Origin of the sequence: Salinicoccus sp. ID82-1 (genome assembly GCF_021991715.1) — a bacterium.
Taxonomy (GTDB): domain Bacteria; phylum Bacillota; class Bacilli; order Staphylococcales; family Salinicoccaceae; genus Salinicoccus; species Salinicoccus cyprini.
Genome location: NZ_JAGFLY010000002.1, coordinates 275461 through 296812, shown reverse-complemented (window position 1 = coordinate 296812; position 21352 = coordinate 275461). Strand labels below are relative to the sequence as shown.

The following is a 21352-nucleotide window of genomic DNA, read 5'->3' as shown; positions in this document are numbered from 1 at the left end:
TGTTATTTATTTCACAGTTATTATATAACACTTATCAGAGTAATGGAAATAAAAACTATCGGTTCAGCCATGCTTTTGCCTTTTCTGCGGCTTCCTGCGGCAGACTGTGTCCCTGGACCCATGTTGTGGTCACGTCGGCACCCCTGTCTTCGAAAATCCCGACGACTCTCACACTTTCGTCTTCAGGCACAATCGGATCGCCTTTGCCCAATGACAGGAAGACTTCTGCATCAGCGAGATCCTTGCTGTCCTGGAGGGTCATCGGATAGAGCGGTGCAAAGAGGATGGCTTTTTTGTATTTCGCTGATTCCCTGAGCATCAGGTTGATGGCGATGTTGGCCCCATTCGAGAATCCGACGAGTACGACATCTTCAGGATTGAAGCCATGTTCTTCGGATGCTTCGGTGATGAAGTCATGCAGTTCCCCACCGCGGAATTCCAGGTCCTCCAGGTCATACTTCCCTTCGCCATGGCGTTTGAAATAGCGGTTCATGCCGTTTTCCGAGACATTGCCGCGGATGCTGAGCACGTTGTATTCCGGGTTGAGCATTCCGGCGAGTGGCAGCAGATCATGCTCTGTGCCGCCGGTGCCATGCAGCAGTACGAATACCGGTGCGCCTTTTTTCGTTTCATTGTATATATGCTTCATTTCGAATCCTCCTGAACTCATTGTTATTTTGATCGTGTCGTATCGAATGGACGGACTTGTGCTTCAATATATTCACGTCGTTCTTCCAGGAATGGCGGCAGTGCAAGGCTCTCGCCGAGTGTTTCATATGGCTCATCATCCATGAAGCCGGGACCATCCGTGGACAGTTCGATCAGAATATGACCGATGCGTGTGTACAATGCTTCGAAATAGAAGCGGTCGACATTGCCGGAGTGGCGCATGCCACGTTCGTTGTACTTCTCTTCCCATTTCTTGATGACATCGTGATCAGCCACTCTGAATGATACGTGGTGCACTTCGCCATACCCTTGTCTTGCTGAACCTGATTCATCTTTCCTTAAGATGACCTGGCCACCGTTGCCGCCTTCTCCGACATCGAGCAGCGTCACATCCGCCTCTTCCGCAATCGGCTTCATGCCATAGACATCCATCAGCACCTGCTTGAAATCATCATAGTAGCTGACGTGGATTTCAATCGGTCCGAGACCATAGATCGCCTTGTCTTCCGGTACTGGTCCATTCTTCCATGGCTTGCCCGGTGCAACGCCTGTGTTGTTTTCATCTGAAACAAGCTGGTACTTCTGTCCATCCGCTTCCTCAAAAGGCAGCACTTTCTTATCGAAAAGATCCTGGATGCCGTCATGCTTCACTTCGAACTGGTCGAAGCGGTCCCGGTAGAATTCGAGCGCGGCGTCATCCGGCACTCTGAACGCTGTCCGGTAGATTGAGTTGGATCCCGGTGACCCTTTCGGGTTATTCGGGAAATCAAAGAACGTCATGTCCGTCCCGGGGGAACCGACATCATCGGCAAAAAATGTGTGGTACGTGTGGATGTCGTCCTGGTTGACCGTTTTTTTCACAAGACGCATGCCGAGTACATTCGTAAAGAATTCGTAGTTTCTCACTGCATCGTCCGTCATCGCTGTAACATGGTGGATGCCAAGCAGATTTTGGTTTGTCATAATAGAATCCCTCCAAGAGTTATTACACACATAATATCTCGAATTTGAAATAAATTCAAGGTGATTGCCTACACCCTCTTAAATCAGGCTTCCACGCTGAAGCTGAACACTGTCTGCCATCTTTCACTGCCATTGCTGACGATATCAAAACCAAGATCCAGATATTGCGCGGCTGCCGAACGCTCCGCTTCCATGCAGAAGCCCATGTACTGCTTCGATTCTCGGCCCTTGAGTGGCAGCCCACCATCCAGATTGTTCCCTGTGTAGAATACGAGTCCGGGGAAGTCGGTCTTCATGCTCACCTTGCGCCCGCTTTTTGCTTCATAAACCTCAAACCGCGCGTCCGAATCCAGCAGAAAGTAGTGGTCGAAGCCGCCGTTCGCTATTCTGATCTGCGCATCATCACTATTGAATATGTCTGCAAAACGCTCCCCTTCATTCAGATCAAAGACCCCTTCGCACGGTTCTGCTGACAGAGGAATCAAGTCCTCATCCATCTTGAGGTACTGCTTCGCATCACTCGTGACCGTATGATTCGATACCGTCTGATCCGGGTCATTGTTCAGATTGAAGTACGTATGGTTCGTTGGCGCCACCGCAGTCCCACCCGCGCTGTCCACTTCATATTCCAGCTTCAGTTCATTTTCATCATTCACTGAATAGAGAATCGCCATTTCCGGACTGCCTGGGAATGTGCCGTCAATCTTCGTATGGAAACGGACCTTGTAGGTGTCTCCCGCTTCAATGATCTCACTGTTCCAGACTTTATTCTGTGTACCGAGTCCGCCACTATGGAGCGTATGCGGCCCTTCATTCTTCTCCAGAGCATACGTCTGGCCATCCACTTTGATCTCCGCATCCTTCACCCTGCCGGCGATCGGTGCAATCGTCGCCCCCAGCAGATGGAGATTGCCGTAATATTCCTCAATCGTTTCGTTCTGCAGTACCACATTTCTGAAATTCCCGTCACGATCCGGTACATGGACGCCGATGATGCTCGCCCCGACATTGATCACCTCGACCTTCATTCCGTTGTTGTTTTCCAATGTATATACAATTATCTCGTTGTCATGATGCTGCTCGGTAATTTTCATTTATAATCCACCTTCCCGATTATCATCCTACATTTCTGAATATACCCTCACATGGCCGATGGAATCATTTCCGTGTGCTGTATCGACCATGATATTCATATATAATGGAGAAACAGAAATGGAAAGGAGTCTGACCATCATGGAACTGCTCTACGATGATGAAGAATTCTTCAATCAGTACAAGCAAGTCCGAAGCAATCCACTCAGCTACAACGAAGTGGTTGAAATGCCCGAGATGAAACGTGCACTCCCCGATCTCGAAAATAGGACCATACTCGACATCGGCTGTGGACTGGGCCATCTGATCGAACATATGCTGACCCATTCTCCTGAAACAGTGACCGGAGTCGATGCATCGCGCCGTATGATCTCCCATTGCAAAAGCCACTTTGACCGTGAAGATGTAACATTCCTGCATGGCGATTTCACAGAGATGCCATGGAAGGCACAATTCGACGTCATCACCTCGTCACTGGTATTCCATTACATAGAAGATTTCAATGCGCTATGCAGCAAACTTGCCGGAATTCTCAAACCAGGTGGCACATTGCTTTTCACCATGGAGCACCCGATCACCACTGCGGGCAAGACGCCACATATCAAAGTGGATGGCGTTGCTCATAAAGTCGATCACTACTTCGAAGAAGGAGAAAGAAGCGCCTACTGGTCAGGCATAGAGACGTATGTCGGGAAATATCACCACACCATTGAAACGCTGTTCAATGCCCTGATACAGAATGGTCTTTCCATCGACTACGTCAAAGATCTGGGACAGAGTCCCGAAGTGCTCGAACTCTACAGTGAAGAACGTATCGAAAAGCTCAGCCATTTTCCACCATTCATTCTGATTCGTTGCAAAAAAGCATCATGAGCCGCTGTACTGTGACACAGAAATGACGCCCTGGAATCCAGGGCGTCATTTCTTTCTGTTATGGATCAGTCTATTACCAGCTTGCCTTCTTCACGCCTGGAATCTGTCCTTTGTGCGCCAGTTCCCTGAATTTGATGCGGGATAGTTCAAAGTCACGCAGTACGCCTCTTGGACGTCCTGTGACCCGGCATCTTCTTGTGAGACGAGTCGGTGAGGAATCCCTCGGCAGTTTTCTCAAGGCTTCATAGTCATCCTTCGCCTTCAGTTCCATTCTCAATTCACGATATTTCTCCACCATGTCCTGACGCTTCTTCTCTTTTGCGATCTTCGATTTTTTAGCCATTCGTATCTCTCCTTTTTATTTATGCCTGCTGCCGTATAGACCATGCATCGGACGTTTCCTTGTTCTGCTCGAGTATCTAGCGGCGCGCTGCCACCGGTATCGTCTTCAAGAATTGCCGAAATACTTCGGGTGGAACGGCAGTGTCCATCTGTAGACGAAACTGGATATGACTTACTCAGCGGTCTCAGGTGTAATATTGATTTCGCTCATATCATTGACGATGACCGCCACTTTCATGCTTTCTGAATTGTTGAGTATATGGTTCATCAATGTCGTCTTGCCTGCACCCAGATAGCCACTGAGTATCGTCACAGGAATCTTTGTCATATTTTTCATCATGTAAATCGTAATAATTACGTTTTGTATAATAGCACCTTTATAAATATCTTTCAACACTAATTTATTTTCAGCAGGTCATCCGGGATTCGAAAAAAGGTTCTATTGTCTCAAAAAATCAAGTATTTGAAATTTTCTATTGACGCGCCACTAAATCATAGTAGAATTGTATGATATACAAATCAATATATTTGGAAGTGAGGATTCAAAATGAAGAAGTTTTCGTATTACATACTGCTGACACTTACCATTGCGGTGCTTGCAGCTTGCACCGATGATAGTGAAGTGGGAACGGATACCAGCGCGGCATCCGATTCCAATAGTACATCCGGAGATATCGTCCTTTCCCTGCCAAGTGATGCCGTTTCCCTGGACCCGCATGGCAGCAACGACAGTCCATCTGAAAAAGTAAGATCCCACATCTATGAAGGACTTGTGGCACAGGATGAAAACCTTGAAATCGTCCCCGAACTCGCAACCGAGTGGGAGCAGGTGGATGATACGACGTGGCATTTCACTTTGCGTGAAGGTGTAATGTTCCACGATGGCAGTCCATTCAACGCAGAAGTGGCAAAGGCCAACTTTGACCGCCTGCTTGACCCGAGCCGAGGCTCCACCCGCGCGTTTGTACTCGAAATGATCGAGGAAGTGAATGTCGTCGACGAACAGACACTGGAAATTGTGACACAATATCCGTTTGCACCCCTTCCAGGACATCTGACACATGGTGCCGGAAACATCATCAGCAAGGCGCTGATCGATGAAGACTACCAGTATGCACTTGATGAAGCGGGTGTTGATATGACACTTGAAGAATACTACGCACTGCGTGAATCAGGCGGCGCAGAACATGAAGAGGTTGCCAGTCAGATATCCGAATTTACCGGCACAAAAGCCGAGCAGCACCCTGTCGGAACCGGCTATCTGCAGTATGAGGACCGCCAGCCTGGCGAATCCACTACCCTCGCAAGATTTGCAGACTACTGGGACGGACCAGCCAGCTTCGACACACTGACACTGAAAGTGGTTCCGGAGGCAGGTTCCCGTGTGGCCGAACTGGAAACAGGCAGCTCGCATGCCATTGCTGATGTCCCGTCTAGCGATATCGCACGTATTGAGAATGATGAGGACCTCTCACTGGCCAGATCGCAATCGGTCGCAATCGAATACATCGGCATCAACACGCAGAGCGAACCGCTCGATGATGTACGTGTCAGAAAAGCCATCACGCATGCATTCAATAAGCAGGCCGTACTCGAGGGTGTCTATAACGGCGCCGGCATCGTCGCCGATTCCCCACTCGCACCGAACGTCTTCGGTTACGATGAAAACCTCGAAACACTCGACTACGATATGGACAAAGCACGTGCACTGCTTGAAGAAGCAGGCTATGCTGATGGCTTCTCCTTGAATATCATGGTCAATAACGACAACCCGGAAAGAGTCGATACAGCCATCTGGCTCCAGGAATCACTTGCTGAATTGAACATCGACCTTGAGATTCAGCAGCTTGAGTGGGGTGCATTCCTCGATGCCACTGGAGAAGGCAAACACGACATGTTCATCATGAGCTGGGGCAATTCGACCGGTGACCCGGACAACGCGCTGACGCCGCTCTTCCACTCCTCAAGACTCGGCTCACCAGGGAACAGGGCATTCCTCGAGAATGACGAAGTCGATTCCCTGCTTGATGCCGCCCGTCAGGAATCCGACACAGAAGCGCGCGAGGCATTGTACGGCGAAGTGCAGCAGATTCTGATTGACGAAGCACCGGCAATCTTCATCATGCACCCGCAGTACATGAACGCCTACAGCAACAGACTTGATGGACTGACAATCGACAGCTATGACCAGTTCAATTTCAAGAATGCAACATTGGAAGAAGAATAGGTGCTGACCAGCTGCCCCATCAAACGGGGCAGCTTTTTTATTCATATGGATACTATTGTGACTAGAATACAGGGTAGAGATAATGGTCGTTGCCATCACAAACAATATGAATGTGCACCGGCAGATGAAGTGCTATAATCCATATTCATAAGATAGGTTTTAGGAGGCGTATATATTTGGCTACACTACAGTCATTGGATCGTGAGGCGCGTCTGGATCTGACGCGGGAGACTGCCAGGCAGTTCAAGGAGACATCGAAGCAGCACGATCGGGAGGGCACCTTCCCTTTTGAAAATTTCGAGGCATTGAAACAGATCGGCTATCCGCAGCTGTCGATTCCGAAAAATTACGGCGGGGGCGGCATCAGTCTCGAGGAACTGATGCGTCACCAGCAGATCATCGCGGAGTTCGATGGGGCCACTGCCCTTTCCATCGGGTGGCATATGGGCATCATCATGGATACAGGAGAGAAAAAGGCGTGGGATGAGAATAAATACAAGGAGATTGTAGAGGACGTCATCTACAATGGCGCACTCGTCAACAACATTGCCACAGAACCGGCGACCGGCAGTCCGACACGTGGAGGCAGACCTGAGACGGTTGCACGCAAGTCGGGTGACAGCTGGATTCTGAACGGCAGAAAGACATTTGCCACATTGGCACCCGTACTGAAGTATGCCATTGTCAGTGCATCCATCGAAGGCAGCGACGATGTCGGCAACTTCGTAGTGGACACTGCACGGGATGGTGTATCGGTCGATGAGACATGGGATGCCATCGCCATGCGCGCGACGGGCAGCCATGACTTCGTCATGGACAATGTACAGGTGGATGCCGGAGATCTCGTATCCTATCGGACGCCCGGTCAGAAGGCACCGTCTGGCTGGCTGCTGCACATACCGGCATGCTATATCGGCATTGCCCGTGCGGCGCAGAAGTCGGCAGTCACGTTCGCCACGGAATACTCGCCAAACAGTATTGACGGTACAATATCCGAGCTGCCGAACGTGCAGGAAAAGCTCGGGCGAATTGAACTGCTCCTTTTGGAAGCGGAGCACTTCCTCTATTCCGTCGCAAGGCAATGGGATGAAAGCAGTACTGAAAACCGGGCCCGGATGGGGCCGGTACTAGGTGCCGTAAAGACTTCAGCAGTCAATAAGGCGGTCGAAGCGGTGGATCTTGCCATGCGGGTCGTCGGTGCGAAAAGTCTGTCCGAGAACAGTGATCTGCAGCTGTACTACCGCAATGTACGTGCCGGACTGCACAACCCACCGATGGATGATATGGTACTCATCAGTCTTGCAAAGGCATCAATCAATAAAATGGATGCATAATCCAACTGATAAATGGGCATATAAAAGATGAGGAAAGCATGTTTTTCTCATCTTTTATCCTGTAGTAACTACTTTGCCAAAAGGAGGAGGTATGTACATATGAGCAAAAAGACACTGGGACTGGTTACTCCCCCTGGTTACTTGCAGAAAATGGGGAAAAACCTGGAAGCAGATCTTCCCAACATGCTCCAATACTACATCAGTGATGATTACGAATGGGAGGTCATCTACTTTGAAGACGTGCTCACAGGTGGCACGAACGAATCTGACAGAGTCATAGAAGAAACCATAAACAAGACCAGGTCGGAAAAGTGGGACTACGCCATTACACTCACCGATCTGCCGCTATTTAATAAGAATCGTCCGATTGTCGCTGAAGTTGTATGCGATGACAACGTGGGACTCATCAGTCTCCCGGGACTCGGTCTTGTACCGATGCAAAAACGTGTTCGTGAAGCCATACTTCAGCTGATGAATGAAATATATTATGGCATTTCAGATGAAGACAGGGATAGAGCACAGACACGTCTTGACACACAGAACAACCGGAACTACAGTTCCCTCAAGAAAAAAGGATCTAAGAAGCTGCTGGGAAAAAGAATTTTTGAAATCGTCTCTCCACTGGAACGTCAAGTACTGGACGACGACTCGACAGATGTGGATGTAAGATACTCTGTAAAATCAAAGCTAAATGGAATTATACGTCTTGTCTCCGGTATGGTATATGCCAATCGACCCTGGGAAGTATTTCCCGTATTCTTCAAAATCATCGTCGTCGCCTTCACTACAGGATCCTATGCACTCATATTTCCATCCATTGCAAAACTCAGTGAAATATACAGTATCACTCGCCTGGTTCTGATCACACTGGTGGCACTGCTCGCCCTTGTTGCATGGATCATTCTCGCACATGGATTATGGCAGAAGAAAAACATAGGGGAAGAAGGGCACATCCGAAGAATCTATAACATTTCCACATTCTTCACCCTGCTCACGACCGTCATCATGTACTACGGCATCCTATACGTGATGTTCCTTACCACTACTGCTCTTCTGGTGCCCCCATCTAAACTTGAAGCAGACTTGTCGGGAACGAACGACGTTAGTTTTGTAAACTACCTCATCATGGCATGGACGGTAACCACTTTCGCCACTATCATTGGCGCAATCGGTTCGGTGTTCGAGGATAAGGAAGTCATTCTGAACAGCACTTACGGATATAGACAGAGGCAGCGTCATGAAAAAGTGAAAGAAATGGAGAAAGAGGAAGAAGAGAAGAAAGAAAAGGGAGAAGAGAATAGAGAAGAATCGGATAACTAGCTATTTATTCCAGAGCTGCTTTTCCTTAAACAACAATCACTAGACAAAGAGAATGCGCCGTCAATTGACGGCGCATTCTCTTTGGTTCTATTGACGATTTGCCTGAGGCTCATTGCTATGATTGTCGAATTGCAGACATGGTCTTTTACTATTAAATTTCCATCCCGGAACAAGATACTGCATCGCGACAGAGTCATCCCGGTCTCCGAGGCCGTGTTCATAGTACAGTTCCTTCGCTCTTTCAAGTGCATCCAGATCAATGTCCACCCCGAGCCCCGGACGATCGGGTACTTCGATCTGTCCATTTTCTATCTGTAAAGGGTTTGTTGTCAGGTATTGCCCGTCCTGCCATATCCAATGGGTATCGATAGCAGTAATATTTCCCGGAGCTGCCGCGGCGACATGCGTGAACATCGCCAGGGATATATCGAAGTGGTTGTTGGAATGCGATCCCCAAGTAAGACCGAAGTCGTTGCACATCTGTGCGACTCTGACCGACCCCTGCATCGTCCAGAAGTGCGGATCTGCAAGCGGGATATCCACTGACTGCAGCTGGACTGTATGACTCATCTGCCTCCAGTCGGTGGCAATCATGTTCGTGGCGGTAGGAATGCCTGTTGCCTTCCGGAACTCGGCCATCACTTCCCTGGCCGAGTACTCACCTTCGGCCCCGCACGGATCTTCAGCGTATGCCAGGACATCGTGCTTGCCTTTGCAGAGTCGGATGGCATCATGAAGCAGCCAGCCGCCGTTTGGATCGAGTGTGATCCGGGCATCCGGGAAACGCTTTTTCAATGCAGTCACTGCCTGCATCTCCTCATCCCCGCTGAGGACTCCGCCTTTCAGCTTGAAATCCTTGAATCCATACCTTTCGTATGCCGCTTCAGCCAGCTTCACTACGGCTTCCGGCGTCAGTGCTTCTTCATGTCTCAGTCTGAACCATGCATCATCTGCATCGGCGTCGCCGTCGTACAGCAGATCTGTCTTCTTTCGATCCCCGATGTAGAAAAGATATCCCAGCACATCCACGTGTGTTCGCTGCATGCCTTCTCCAAGAAGCTCTGCCACAGGTACTTCAAGATGTTTTCCGAGCAGATCGAGCAGTGCAGATTCAATCGCTGTGACAGCATGGATTGTAACACGCTGGTCGAAAGTCTGGTTGCCTCTGCCTCCGGCATCTCTGTCTTCATACTGTTCTCTGACTTCCTTCAGCATCCTGTTATAGAGGCCGATTTTCTTACCAATCACCAGGTCACTGGCATCTTCAAGCGTCTGACGGATGCGCTCGCCACCAGGAACTTCTCCAACCCCCAGGTTTCCGCTGCTGTCCTTGAGAACAACGATGTTGCGGGTGAAGAAGGGGCTGTGTGCCCCACTCAGATTCAATAGCATGCTGTCTTTTCCAGCGACAGGGTAGACTGTCATTTCCGTTACTACAGGAGTGTGTTCACGTACATTATTCTCAGCCATCATATCACCCGTCTATTATTGTTGTGTTTGTTCGTAGATTTCAGAGTACTTTTCTGTTCTGTCTTCAAAGAGCTGCTGTGTCTCTTCCGGATTCATGTAGGAAACATCGACAAGGAACTCGGACATTTCGTTCTGGAATTCTTCGTTATTCGCTACGCTTTCGAGAGCACCTGTGAACTTATCGACAACTTCCTGTGGTGTCCCTTCAGGGAACGCCCAGAAGAAGAACTTGTCGTAGACGATATCAGCACCCTGTTCTGTGAATGTTGGTGTATCCGGTGCACCTTCAAGTCTCTCTTCGCTCATTACACCGAGGGAACGGAAGTCGCCGGAATCAATGTACTCCTGAACCAGTCCTTGCTGAGTCGGGATGATGTCGATCTGATCGCCGAGCAGTGCTGTCGTCTTATCCGCTGCGCCACCCACATCGACTACGTTGAATTCCGTGCCTGTCTCTTCCTGGAACTCAAGCAGCTGCAAGTGCGTAAATGCACCTGTTTCTGTAGCGACCTGGATTTCACCAGGACTTTCCTGCGCCATTTCAATCAGTGTCTCAATATCCTGGATATCGGAATCTGCATTGACAATGAATGCGTTTCCATTATCCTGCACAATTGAACCGACAAGTTCGAAGTTTTCATAGTTGACGTCTGTCAGACCAAGTATATCGTTGATGATCATGGAGTTGTGGAAGGCCAGTACCGTGTAGCCGTCTGCTTCAGCATTATTGACTTCATCCACACCGACTGTACCGCCTGAACCTGTAATGTTATTGACGATCAGTTCCTGCCCGAGTTCCTCGGAAAGGTATTCTGCAGTAACGCGGGTGTTGCGGTCCGTATCTCCGCCTGCACCAGCAGGTACTACTACGTTGATTTCCTGTTCAGGGTAGGAAGCACCTGCATCCGCGGAGTCTCCTCCTTCTCCTTCTGATGAAGCGTCTCCGTTGTTACAGCCTGCAAGCACTACCATAAATAAAAGTGTCAGAAAGATGAATAGTTTTTTCATAGATTAGTCCCCTTATCCAATTAATTTAACTGCTTCTCGTTTTCTTGAATTCCTTATATAGACTGAATGCGATGGAGCCTATGGCGATAATCCAGAATACTGCGGCAATCGGCTGTGTCAGGAATGGCATGAAATCTCCACTTGACATCTGCAGACCTCTTCTCAGATTGACTTCGGCAATCGGGCCGAGAATGAATCCAAGAATCAGCGGTGTAAGTGGAAACTTGCCTTTGATCATCAAGTAGCCTAGAATTCCGAAAAAGATGAGTGCGCCTGCGTCGAAGATGCGGTTGTTCACACCAAATGAGCCAACTACACACAAAGCGATGATGACCGGGTACAGGTAGTGCTTCGGTATGCTCAGAAGCTTTACAAATCCTTTCATTCCGCTGAGCAGCAGTACTGCCATGAATACGTTCGCAATCAGCAATGAAACGAAGATGCTGTAGACGAGCGGCCCATTATTTTCAAAGAGCAGTGGACCTGCCTGCAGGCCGTGGATCATCAGGCCACCAAGCAGCATGGCTGTTACCGTATCCCCCGGTATACCAAGGGAAATCAAAGGAACGAGTGCCCCACCGACTGCGGAGTTGTTGGCAGACTCTGATGCAATGACACCATCATCAATGCCTTCGCCGAACTTCTCAGGCGTCTTCGACTGCCTTTTGGCAGTGACATAGGCGATGATATTTGCTGTACCGCCACCGATGCCCGGCAGTATGCCGATACCGACACCCATCAGCGTTGATCTGATAAAGTTGACCGGTTTTCTGAACACCGCACCAAGTGGGAACCCGACTTTCGTTTCTTCGCTATTGCCGTCTTTCGTCTTTGCAATATCCGGCTTCCGGTCTTCAATCACTTTGAGCATTTCGGATATGGCAAACAGCCCAATCAGGACCGGCAGCAGCTGGAACCCTGCTCTCAGCGAATCTACTCCGAACGTCCAGCGCGGATAGGAATCGATGGGAGCTGCACCGACAAACGAGAGTGTCAGGCCGATGAGTGCTGCAATCAGCCCTTTTACGAGGGAGCCTTCCGAGAGACTGGAAATCAGTGTCAGGGCAAACATCGTTATCGCAAAGTACTCGAAAGGACCGAACTCAAGCGCCACCTGTGCAAGTGGTGGTGAAAGCAGCATGAGGATGATGATACTGATAAGTCCTCCGAAGAATGATGAAATGATGGACAAGCCGAATGCTCTGCCCGCCAGCCCTTTCTGCGCCATCGGATAGCCATCAAATGTCGTTGAGATGCTTGATGGTGTACCGGGCAGATTAAGCAATATGGCTGGAATCATCCCTCCGGATACGCCGCCTATGTAGAGGCCCATCAGAAGCGCCATCCCGTTCGCGGCGTCCATTCCGAACGATATCGGAAGACATATGGCCACTGCCATTGTCGCGGTCAGACCGGGTATCGATCCGAAGACCAGACCCAGTGCGACACCTGCCAGTATGATCAGTATTGTGTTAAAGTTGAATATCAGCGCGAAGCCTTCAATGAATAAATTCATGCTTTTCCCCCTATCCTAGTAGCCCGGCTGGCAGCATAAGGTTGAAGAAACCTTTGAAGATCCAATATATCAGCACAGAACTCGCAATAGACAGTACTGCAAAAATGATATATTTCATCTTATCTCGCTGAGTCGCCATGATCACCATCTGTATAAAGAGATACAGCGAAGTGGAAATGATGAACCCAAGAAGGCTCATTACTGCTACATAGGCAATCAGCAGCAGAAGTGTCAAACCGACCAGACCGTAGTGTTTCTTATCTTCTTTCTCTGATGTATCGTCAGCAATATGCTGCTCCTCGGAAACTGCGAGTGTGCCATCTGCGCCTGTTTCAGCTGCATGATCTTCTTTTACCGGTTTCTTTAGAAATGCAGTGATCATCATGATCAGACTCAGTACTCCGATGCCGATGGAGGCAACTTGAGGGAAAAACGCTGATCCGATTTTTGCAACAGTCATCTGCTGGAACGATAAGGTCGAAATGAACAATCCAATTGCCAGGACCAGCAGTACGGCACCTGAAATGATGTCCATTTTTCTGCTTGATTCCATATTCTCACCTCCTGATGGCTAAGTTCTCATCATGCTTTGAATTTCTCGTAGGTCTTGCTCGGATATTTCTCAAGGGCTGCCTTCAATACGGCTTCCATCTCCTTGAAGTGTGCAGGATCAACAGGTGTCACCGGCGGTCTGACCGCCTTGTCCACAGGCAGACCGACAATTTCCATGCCTGCTTTTATCAGTGAGACTGCGTATCCTTTTCCTTTGCCCCTGATTCTGTTCAGCGGCAGAATGACATCCTCATAGATTTCTTTGGCAGCTTCCTGGTCCCCTGATTTCAATGCATCGAAATATTGCCTTGAAATGTGCGGGATGTAGTTGGAGATTGCCGAAGAGTAGGAATCGTAGCCGAGTGGCATGTAGGCTGCCATGGTCACTTCGGCCATCGGCATGCCATTCAGGAAGTCGATTCTTCCGGCGAACCTGTGTGTAAACTCATTGTTCCTCTCCATATTGCCATTGCCATCCTTGAAACCGACAATCTGCTCGATCTCTGTCAGCCTTTCCAATGTATCCGCTTCCAGAATTGCGTTGTTCCGCTGATAGACGATTGCATTCAGATTCGTTGACTTTGCGATCTGGGCAAAGTACTCGTAAAGTCCATCCTGTGAACCTTGGACGAGATAGGGTGGCATGATCAGATAGCCTTCAACACCTTGAGCCTCTGAAATCCTCGCTCTTCTCTTTGCTTCCTGGATGTTGCCGCCTACACCTGTGTAGACCGGCACTTTGCCATCCACTGTTTCCATCGTGAGCTCAATCAGCTGCTCATATTCCTGATCGTCGAGGTTCGTATACTCCCCTGCCCCGCAGACCGGGAAGATGGCATCCAGACCATTTTCCAATAGAAATTCTACATTTTTCACGAAAGCTTCAGTATCGATTTCTCCATCTCTTTTCATTGGTGTTACAGGAAATCCGAGGATTCCTTTCGGTGAAGTTCTATTCATAGCAATACTCCTTCTGTAATTTGATTTTTGTCTATGCATCCGCAATGTACAGCTTATGACCAGCCCTCGCCCAGTACACTTTTAGAAAGCCCTTTCATAAATGAGTACAGTCATCTGTCTGAAAATCCCAACTGATGCATATGACAGTTTTTCTTCTGAATACCTCCTTTTAACTAGTTTGTTAATTGGAGTATATCTTTAACATAATTTTCTGTCAATAATTTTGTAAGACAATTAACTAAAAAATGAAAACGCTCTCAAAAGAAGCGCTATTGCAACTCCGATAATCAGCATGACAGCAACATAGGGACCATTCCATCTGAAAGCGACGATCGACCACCTTGTCTTAAGAATATTGCTCACCAGCAGGTTTGTCAGGCTGATTGGAGATGTCACGACGGACAGGGACCAGGCCAGGATAAATACGAATGCCATCGTTACTGGTGAAAATCCCACTGCTTCCGGACTGACCTGCAACATGATCAGAGGCACGACGATGATCTGATGGAGACCAATCATCGTCAGCCCTATCGTCAGCAGTATGATGGCCAGTATCAGCAGCAGGGCTGACATGTCTGCGATAGTCATGAAATATGGTGTGAGCAGATCATTGAAATCTGTCTGCATCATGACACTCGCAAACAACCCCGCAGTGAGGAACATGAGCGTCTCGTTGCTCGCACGAGACACCGTCCGGACCGTCTCCTTCATGTCTGTAATAGTGGGACCGAGCTTTCCTGAAAGTACTCCCCAGAGTAATGGAATCAGTACTGTAGAGAATGTAATGATGGAAATCATCTCAAGCGGCAGGAATCTCTCTGTAATGATCAGCATCCCCATAAGCAGAATGATGAATAGAAATATCTTCTGGACATTCGACCAGTCTTGCTTATGCATCTCGTTCTGTTTCAAACCTGCTCCATGAGCTTCTGATCCCGACTGCCTTGAAACGAACAGCAGAAGGCTTATAAATATCTGCAGAATGCCGAATATGAGGCCAACCATGACATAGCTGCTGAATGAGACATCCATCATGAAAAGAACGGTCGCAACTGAAGCAAAGTACGGCGACCATACGACTGCAGAAAGATACCCGCTGACATAAGCTTTGCCGAGAAAGCTTATGTCAAAGCCGATATCCTTTACCACCTCATGTGTCAGTCTGACTGCCCCGATATTCAAAACGGGTGAGAGCATGAAGAGAATCATGAGCAGACCGCCATATGCTCTATTCGGCTTCTCTTTCTGCGAGATGAGCACACTTTCAATGGAAGACAGATAGCCGCTCAATCTCAACGGCACAGCTATCAGCGGCGCCAGAAGTATCAGCACCAGAATCGGGATGTTCTGCTGAACGCCGAGAATGATGGATGCCGGTTCCATGCCATATACGATTCCAAGAACGATGCTCAGAAGGATCAGTATTCCGGATATCGTCCGGGTAATTGTACGGGCTCCCTGGAAACTGAGTCCAAGCACGACACACGCCACCAGCGAAAGTAGTACCCCTATGAGGATGCTGTCATGAATGACCGACAGAAAATACAGGATGAAGAGAAGGACGAAGGCGTACTTTTTCATTCCATTCTCCTCCGTTCCGCTATTTTGTCGAAGTTCTGTCCTGGAGCTGGTGGACAGTCACCTCTCCCCATCCGAGATCGGACACCTTATACTCTTCGAGCAGTTCCTCATCGAGTTCGACGCCGAGACCGGCAATGTTACGGTCAGGTGCAATCAGATAGCCATCTTCATACTGGACACCGTTCTTTACAACATCCCCTATGTAGAGCTTTGGACCTGTCGGATCTGAAGTGAACTTGAGATGCGGTAGAGCACACCCAAGATGGGCCATTGCAGCAGTACCAATCGATAGTTCCTGGGTGGTACCGATGACAATCGACTTCCTGCCATTCTCTGCAAGTGCCGATGCTTTTCTGGCTGCAGTGAGCCCGCCGATGAATATCGGAGAAATATTGAATATGTCCACCGAATCTTTTTTCAGCATTTCACTCTGCTGCATCGAACTCCAGACATGCTCACTGACTGGATAGTCGATTCTCGTTCTGAAATTGTACAGTCCTTTAAAATCGTTTCTTGGTGCCGGACTTTCGACCATTTCAAGACCGACTTCATACGGCACCAGTGCCTTGAACGTTCTCAATGCCTCTTTCCAGTCGAGCAGATGGCTGAAATCAAAGGATTTTATCGTGACTTTACTGCCGAATTCTGATTTGATCCGCTTCAGCAGTTCAATATCCGCTTCGGTATTCTTGCCGACATAGAGTCTGAAGACGTCGAAACCTTGCCCGTATCTCTCCCGGACCGTCTCCATATTGCTTTCGACCTCTTCCATGAAACGCTGCCTGAATATTGGATAGCAGACCTTCATTCTGGAGCGTACACGCCCACCAAGCAGTTCAGCGGCTGAGACCCCGAGAATTTTCCCGCAAAGGTCATAAAGCGCGTTGTCTATGCCATTGCGTATGAAGCTACCCTTTTCATAGTAGTACATCGCTTCAGGGAAGTTGTCGAGCAGCTCCCTGTTGATGTCCTCGATGTCGAAAGGGTTTCTGCCGACCAGCAGAGTGTTGAGCGTCCTGCTGAGATCGATGAGATCAATGGAATATTTGGGGAGGTGCGAGAAATCGGACATCTCCCCAATGCCTGTGACGCCTTCATCCGTTTCAAGCTTTACAATGACATGCTTGTTGACGAACCCGGTATGTCTTGGTATGCCGACAGCATGCAATCTGACATTGCTTATTTTCATTTAGTGATTCCTCCACACTTCATTTTCTTCAGTTCACCCGGTTCAGTGGCGCTTCACCGGAAAGGACCCGCAGGATTTCCTCCGCTGCTGCGACCGACAGGTTCTCCATCGCCTCTGTCGTCTGAGCACCGAGGTGCGGTGTGGCGATGACCCGATCATGCGCAATCAGCGGATGATCGGAAGATGGTGGTTCCTCTTCGAATACATCGAGTGCAGCCATGCCGATTTCACCGTCGTCCAAAGCTTCGAGAAGGGCTTTTTCATCAACCACACCACCTCTCGACGCATTGATCAGAACACAGTTCTCCTTCATCTGCCTGAACTGGTCTGTACCGATCATGTTTCTCGTCGCTTCCATCAGTGGAACGTGCAGACTGACGTAGTCGCATTCAGCCAGAAAGGCTTCAAGATTCTCAACGGCTTCGACGCCGTTTTCAAGCGTCGCTTCGTCCAGGAAAGGATCATATACTCTGATCTTCATGCATAGACCTTTTCTGCACTTTTTTGAAACAAGTCTTCCGATATGGCCATAGCCGACAATGCCGAGTGTCTTCCCTTCGACTTCGGAACCAATGGCAGCATCTCTGATTTCATAGTTGCCTTTGGCGAATTCCCGATTCACTCCAACGAGGTTTCTTGACGCAGCCATGATGAGCGTCACAACAAGTTCAGCTACTGCGTTGGTGTTGCCGAGCGGCACATTGGTCACGGTGATGCCCATCTCACTTGCCTTTTCAAGTGAGATGTTATCATAGCCTGCGCCATGTCTGGCAATCACCTTCAGCCGAGCAGCCTGTTCGATGACTTCATCCGTGATGGGTTCTGTTCTGGCGAGAATGGCATCTGCATCCGCTGCGTATTCCCGCAGCGTCGATGCACGCGTATCTGGAGGCCGGACGATTTCACATCCGGCTGCCTCCAGCAGCTGTATGCCGCTCTCATGTACTTTTTTGGGGATCAGTATTCTGTACGTCATCATAAACCTGCTCTCTTCATGTTATGACTGGTTGAAAATCCACTTGCTCCGGTACATTCAAATGCATCTGGATCAACCAAAGAACTTGATGGCACAAGTTTTCGTATGCGTGTAGAATTCGAGTGCTGCCTGACCCTGCTCTCTTGTATGGGAGCTTGACTGCTTCATTCCACCGAATGGCGACTGGTATTCGACGCCTGCCGTCTCCTGGTTGACACGGACCATTCCTGCTTCCGTCTGATCGAGGAATTTGTGTGCATTTGCCAGGTTTTCCGTGAAGATTGCAGCACTCAGTCCGTAGATTGTATCATTGGCCATCTCAATGGCTTCGTCGAAGTCTTTTGCTTTTTGGACAGTGGCTACCGGTCCGAAGATCTCCTCTTTCACAAGTGCGTGATCGGAAGGTGCATCAGTAATGACAATCGGAGAAATGTAGTAGCCGTCCTTATCGATACTCACTTCTTTTTCAGCGATGATCTTCGCTTCGTTGCGTGCCAGTTCGATGTAGGAGCTGACTTTGTCATACTGCTCTTTTGAAGCAACTGGTCCGAGGTAGGCATCTGCATCGAGTGCGTTCGACAGTGTGATTTCCTCTACACCTTTCTGCAGGCGTTCGATGACCTCATCATAAATGTCGCTTTCCACAATGATACGGCTCGTCGCTGTACATTTCTGCCCGGCCGACTTGAATGCACCGCTCAGAACAATCGGAATCGTCTTGTCCAGGTTGGCATCCTTCATGATGACAGCAGCGTTCTTGCCGCCCATCTCCGTCTGGAACTTGATATTTCGTTTCGCGCAGGTTTCAGCAACATATAGACCTGTATTTTCAGAACCTGTGAAGGATACACCATCAAGGTCTGCTTCCTCGAGCATCGCCTTGCCGACGACACTGCCCTTGCCGATGACGAGGTTCAATACACCCTTGTCGAGCCCCGCTTCTTCGAAAAGTTCCACCATTCTCGTTGCAGTCAGGGATGCATTTTCAGCCGGTTTCCAGATGACTGCATTCCCGCAGATCAGTGCCGGAGCCAGTTTCCATACCGGAATGGCAACCGGGAAGTTCCAAGGGGTGATCAGACCAATCAGTCCGACAGGTACTTTCTTCGAGTACTGCAGTACATCCACATCACTTGATGGGATGAGCTGTCCGTCTGATCTGACACCTTCCCCAGCATAGTAGCGCAGAAGGTGGATGCCGCGTGTCACTTCACCTTTCATTTCACCAATCGGCTTGCCCATCTCCCTGCTGCCGAGCTCTGCCAGTTCGACAAGATTCTCTTCCAGAGCAGAAGCCATGCTATAGAGCACCTCAGCACGCTTCACGCCAGTCTTGCGGGCCCATTCCCCTTGGGCTGCCTTGGCTGCCCTTTCCGCCTGGAATACATCTTCTGCTGTGCCCTGGTTGACTGTTCCGACTTTCTCGTTCAGATCGGAAGGGTTATATACCTCGACCTGACTATTTGACGGTGTGCTCCATGATCCATCGATCCAGTTCTTAGTTTCCATTATAAAATCTCCTTTGTTGTTGTTTTTAGTATGATTTGAGTGCCCATCTGGACAGCAGCTGTGAAACTGCCTCCCTGTCCGCATCATTCAGTGGTGCAACAGGCGGCCTCGGCGGCCCGGCAGTCATATTAAGTATCTCCATCGCCTCTTTGATGACGACGACGTTGTTTCCGGAACTGTACTTTTCACGCAGATCCTCAAACTCCACAATTTCATGCCATATGCCAAATGCTGTGCTGTAGTCCTGTTGCTGCAGTGCATCAAGCAGTTCGAATGACTTCTTCGGATGTACATTGACAAGGCCCGAAGTGAATCCTTCAGCACCCGCACTATAGTAGAAAGGTGCCCATTTCTCAGCAGTGCCGCATATCATAGTGACACCTGCATCCTGAGGGAGGGATTCCAGGGCTTTGGCAAAGCGTGGCAAGTCATTGATGGCGTATTTCACGCCGACCAGCTGCTCCAGATCGGCAAGCTCAACAAGAATGTCATCACTGACAGACGGATTCTTGAAATAGATGACTGCGGGCAAGTCTACAGCCCTGATGATTTCTTCGAAGTAGTCTTTCGCGCCTTCCGAAGTAATGTAGGGGTGAACCGGCATGTGGATCATGATGGCATCCGCGCCGTCAGCTTTCGCTTTCTGTCCCATTTCTATGGCTGTGCCTACAGAATAGCCGATACCTGCAACGACCAGACATCGACCACGAGCAATTTCAACAGTCCTTTTCGTCTCTTCCATGGCCTCTTCAATGGTCAGTGCATAAAACTCACTCGTATTTCCGCAAGGGACAATGACTTTCAAACCGTTCTCAATAAGAAATTCGACGTTTTCCTCTACACCTTGCCAATCAATTTCTCCAGTTTCACCATCGAAAGGCGTAACAGTAATTCCTGAAATCGTTTTCAATTCTTCTGAAATTTTTTTGCTCATCTTTACCTCCTATATCTATTTGTAATACAAATATAAAATATAGTAATTATAAAGTCAATGTATTCGAATAATTTAGATAAATAATTGCGCAAAAAAGAGACCTGATTCATTTCAGATCTCTCATATGATTCACACACCTTTTTGGTTGGCAAGTATCTTTTCACGTACATACTGCAGATGGTTATACATCTCTTTGAACGCTTCGACAGGATCCCTGCCTTTCAACGCTTTGACAATTGCGCTGTGGTGTCTGACTGTAATGTCCGGTTCACGGAAAGTGATCAGACTATCCGTTTTCTGATGGGTGATCAGAAGTGAATCAATCATACCACTGACAACCGGGTTGTTCGCACTCTCTGCAATAATTCTATGGAACTCGCGGTCCAATGCGCCGTAATCATCATCGACAGTATTGGCAATCGCAACAATTGTCTCCTCAAGACGGGCAATCTGATCTTCCGAAATCTTCTCCGCAGCAAGCGTCACCAGGCCAAGTTCCAGCGTCATCCGTGCTTCAATGACTGCCGGCACGTTGTTGATGGATAGTGCCAGCATGGCTCTGAACGGACTACTGCCGATCTTTTCATTGATGTATGTACCGCCACGCGGCCTTCTCTTGACGATTTCAAGTGTCTCGAGGGAACTCAACGCCTCTCTCAGTACCGGTCTGCTCACATCAAACATGTGCATCAGATCCATCTCGGGCGGAAGCTTGTCCCCCGGCTGCAGGTCCCCTTCCATAAGCAGCTGTATGAACTTTTCCAGCACTTGCCGGGATAGAGTATTCCTTGTTACAGAATCAATCTTGAACTCGACCATAATTCCTCACCTAATTCG

The 21352-nt window shown here is 48.9% G+C and carries 19 protein-coding genes and 1 pseudogene; 4 read left to right on the top strand and 16 right to left on the bottom strand.

Going from position 1 to position 21352, the window contains the following annotated elements; genetic code table 11:
- Nucleotides 1–55 precede the first annotated feature (55 nt).
- From J4760_RS06930 to J4760_RS06920, 3 genes are all read right to left on the bottom strand, one after another.
- The gene (locus J4760_RS06930) at nt 56–649 is read right to left on the bottom strand and encodes an alpha/beta hydrolase (protein WP_237605230.1); all 594 of its coding nucleotides are present in this window, start codon (nt 647–649) and stop codon (nt 56–58) included.
- Between the two features lie 23 nt (nt 650–672).
- On the bottom strand, nt 673–1632 hold the full coding sequence (gene mhqE / locus J4760_RS06925) for a ring-cleaving dioxygenase MhqE (RefSeq protein ID WP_237605229.1): 960 nt from the start codon (nt 1630–1632) through the stop codon (nt 673–675).
- A gap of 83 nt (nt 1633–1715) precedes the next feature.
- Nucleotides 1716–2726, bottom strand: coding sequence for an aldose epimerase family protein (locus J4760_RS06920; protein ID WP_237605228.1), 1011 nt, complete (start codon nt 2724–2726; stop codon nt 1716–1718).
- A gap of 118 nt (nt 2727–2844) precedes the next feature.
- Between J4760_RS06920 and J4760_RS06915 the strand changes: the two genes are divergently transcribed.
- Nucleotides 2845–3597, top strand: a complete 753-nt coding sequence (locus J4760_RS06915) for a class I SAM-dependent methyltransferase (RefSeq protein WP_237605227.1) — start codon at nt 2845–2847, stop codon at nt 3595–3597.
- 73 nt (nt 3598–3670) lie between these two features.
- Here the strand turns inward: J4760_RS06915 and rpsN are convergent, their stop codons facing one another.
- A complete protein-coding gene (gene rpsN, locus J4760_RS06910) occupies nt 3671–3940 on the bottom strand; it encodes a 30S ribosomal protein S14 (RefSeq protein ID WP_145289525.1) in 270 nt (89 codons plus the stop codon).
- 183 nt (nt 3941–4123) lie between these two features.
- A pseudogene (locus tag J4760_RS06905) lies at nt 4124–4279 on the bottom strand (GTP-binding protein); the annotation flags it as partial.
- Nucleotides 4280–4486: 207 nt separating this feature from the next.
- Here J4760_RS06905 and J4760_RS06900 point away from each other — a divergent pair.
- The 3 genes from J4760_RS06900 to J4760_RS06890 all read left to right on the top strand — a co-directional run bounded on the left by J4760_RS06900 (nt 4487) and on the right by J4760_RS06890 (nt 8820).
- A complete protein-coding gene (locus J4760_RS06900) occupies nt 4487–6166 on the top strand; it encodes a glutathione ABC transporter substrate-binding protein (RefSeq protein WP_237605226.1) in 1680 nt (559 codons plus the stop codon).
- Nucleotides 6167–6342: 176 nt separating this feature from the next.
- Nucleotides 6343–7500, top strand: a complete 1158-nt coding sequence (locus J4760_RS06895) for an acyl-CoA dehydrogenase family protein (RefSeq protein ID WP_237605225.1) — start codon at nt 6343–6345, stop codon at nt 7498–7500.
- 99 nt (nt 7501–7599) lie between these two features.
- Nucleotides 7600–8820, top strand: a complete 1221-nt coding sequence (locus J4760_RS06890) for a hypothetical protein (protein WP_237605224.1) — start codon at nt 7600–7602, stop codon at nt 8818–8820.
- Nucleotides 8821–8907: 87 nt separating this feature from the next.
- On the opposite strand, the gene gudD is transcribed toward J4760_RS06890, so the two are convergent.
- The 11 genes from gudD to J4760_RS06835 form a co-directional block, all read right to left on the bottom strand.
- Entirely contained in the window at nt 8908–10293 is a 1386-nt protein-coding gene (gene gudD / locus J4760_RS06885; protein WP_370637545.1) for a glucarate dehydratase, read from the bottom strand.
- Between the two features lie 12 nt (nt 10294–10305).
- Nucleotides 10306–11298: a tripartite tricarboxylate transporter substrate binding protein gene (locus J4760_RS06880; RefSeq protein ID WP_237605222.1), complete on the bottom strand. Its 993-nt coding sequence runs from the start codon at nt 11296–11298 to the stop codon at nt 10306–10308.
- 25 nt (nt 11299–11323) lie between these two features.
- Nucleotides 11324–12814: a tripartite tricarboxylate transporter permease gene (locus tag J4760_RS06875; RefSeq protein WP_145289538.1), complete on the bottom strand. Its 1491-nt coding sequence runs from the start codon at nt 12812–12814 to the stop codon at nt 11324–11326.
- Between the two features lie 10 nt (nt 12815–12824).
- A complete protein-coding gene (locus tag J4760_RS06870) occupies nt 12825–13367 on the bottom strand; it encodes a tripartite tricarboxylate transporter TctB family protein (RefSeq protein WP_237605221.1) in 543 nt (180 codons plus the stop codon).
- A gap of 29 nt (nt 13368–13396) precedes the next feature.
- Nucleotides 13397–14332, bottom strand: a complete 936-nt coding sequence (kdgD, locus tag J4760_RS06865; protein WP_237605338.1) for a 5-dehydro-4-deoxyglucarate dehydratase — start codon at nt 14330–14332, stop codon at nt 13397–13399.
- 228 nt (nt 14333–14560) lie between these two features.
- A complete protein-coding gene (locus tag J4760_RS06860) occupies nt 14561–15907 on the bottom strand; it encodes a TRAP transporter large permease subunit (RefSeq protein WP_237605220.1) in 1347 nt (448 codons plus the stop codon).
- Nucleotides 15908–15926: 19 nt separating this feature from the next.
- Entirely contained in the window at nt 15927–17096 is a 1170-nt protein-coding gene (locus tag J4760_RS06855; protein ID WP_237605219.1) for a mandelate racemase/muconate lactonizing enzyme family protein, read from the bottom strand.
- A 28-nt stretch (nt 17097–17124) separates the two neighbouring features.
- On the bottom strand, nt 17125–18075 hold the full coding sequence (locus tag J4760_RS06850; protein ID WP_237605218.1) for a hydroxyacid dehydrogenase: 951 nt from the start codon (nt 18073–18075) through the stop codon (nt 17125–17127).
- 69 nt (nt 18076–18144) lie between these two features.
- Entirely contained in the window at nt 18145–19581 is a 1437-nt protein-coding gene (locus J4760_RS06845; protein WP_237605217.1) for an aldehyde dehydrogenase family protein, read from the bottom strand.
- Nucleotides 19582–19606: 25 nt separating this feature from the next.
- Nucleotides 19607–20515 (bottom strand): dihydrodipicolinate synthase family protein, encoded by a 909-nt coding sequence (locus J4760_RS06840; protein WP_237605216.1) that lies wholly within the window; start codon nt 20513–20515, stop codon nt 19607–19609.
- A gap of 129 nt (nt 20516–20644) precedes the next feature.
- Nucleotides 20645–21334, bottom strand: a complete 690-nt coding sequence (locus J4760_RS06835; protein ID WP_145289561.1) for a FadR/GntR family transcriptional regulator — start codon at nt 21332–21334, stop codon at nt 20645–20647.
- Nucleotides 21335–21352: the final 18 nt, after the last annotated feature.

Bases quoted from the DNA above. Each gene is read 5' to 3' on its own strand.
- mhqE (WP_237605229.1), bottom strand. From the start codon at position 1,632: ATGACAAACCAAAATCTGCTTGGCATCCACCATGTTACAGCGATGACG.
- J4760_RS06920 (WP_237605228.1), bottom strand. From the start codon at position 2,726: ATGAAAATTACCGAGCAGCATCATGACAACGAGATAATTGTATATACA.
- gudD (WP_370637545.1), bottom strand. From the start codon at position 10,293: ATGATGGCTGAGAATAATGTACGTGAACACACTCCTGTAGTAACGGAA.
- J4760_RS06870 (WP_237605221.1), bottom strand. From the start codon at position 13,367: ATGGAATCAAGCAGAAAAATGGACATCATTTCAGGTGCCGTACTGCTG.
- J4760_RS06930 (WP_237605230.1), bottom strand. From the start codon at position 649: ATGAAGCATATATACAATGAAACGAAAAAAGGCGCACCGGTATTCGTA.
- J4760_RS06855 (WP_237605219.1), bottom strand. From the start codon at position 17,096: ATGAAAATAAGCAATGTCAGATTGCATGCTGTCGGCATACCAAGACAT.
- J4760_RS06880 (WP_237605222.1), bottom strand. From the start codon at position 11,298: ATGAAAAAACTATTCATCTTTCTGACACTTTTATTTATGGTAGTGCTT.
- J4760_RS06900 (WP_237605226.1), top strand. From the start codon at position 4,487: ATGAAGAAGTTTTCGTATTACATACTGCTGACACTTACCATTGCGGTG.
- J4760_RS06875 (WP_145289538.1), bottom strand. From the start codon at position 12,814: ATGAATTTATTCATTGAAGGCTTCGCGCTGATATTCAACTTTAACACA.
- J4760_RS06850 (WP_237605218.1), bottom strand. From the start codon at position 18,075: ATGATGACGTACAGAATACTGATCCCCAAAAAAGTACATGAGAGCGGC.
- J4760_RS06915 (WP_237605227.1), top strand. From the start codon at position 2,845: ATGGAAAGGAGTCTGACCATCATGGAACTGCTCTACGATGATGAAGAA.
- J4760_RS06835 (WP_145289561.1), bottom strand. From the start codon at position 21,334: ATGGTCGAGTTCAAGATTGATTCTGTAACAAGGAATACTCTATCCCGG.
- J4760_RS06845 (WP_237605217.1), bottom strand. From the start codon at position 19,581: ATGGAAACTAAGAACTGGATCGATGGATCATGGAGCACACCGTCAAAT.
- J4760_RS06860 (WP_237605220.1), bottom strand. From the start codon at position 15,907: ATGAAAAAGTACGCCTTCGTCCTTCTCTTCATCCTGTATTTTCTGTCG.
- rpsN (WP_145289525.1), bottom strand. From the start codon at position 3,940: ATGGCTAAAAAATCGAAGATCGCAAAAGAGAAGAAGCGTCAGGACATG.
- J4760_RS06890 (WP_237605224.1), top strand. From the start codon at position 7,600: ATGAGCAAAAAGACACTGGGACTGGTTACTCCCCCTGGTTACTTGCAG.
- J4760_RS06840 (WP_237605216.1), bottom strand. From the start codon at position 20,515: ATGAGCAAAAAAATTTCAGAAGAATTGAAAACGATTTCAGGAATTACT.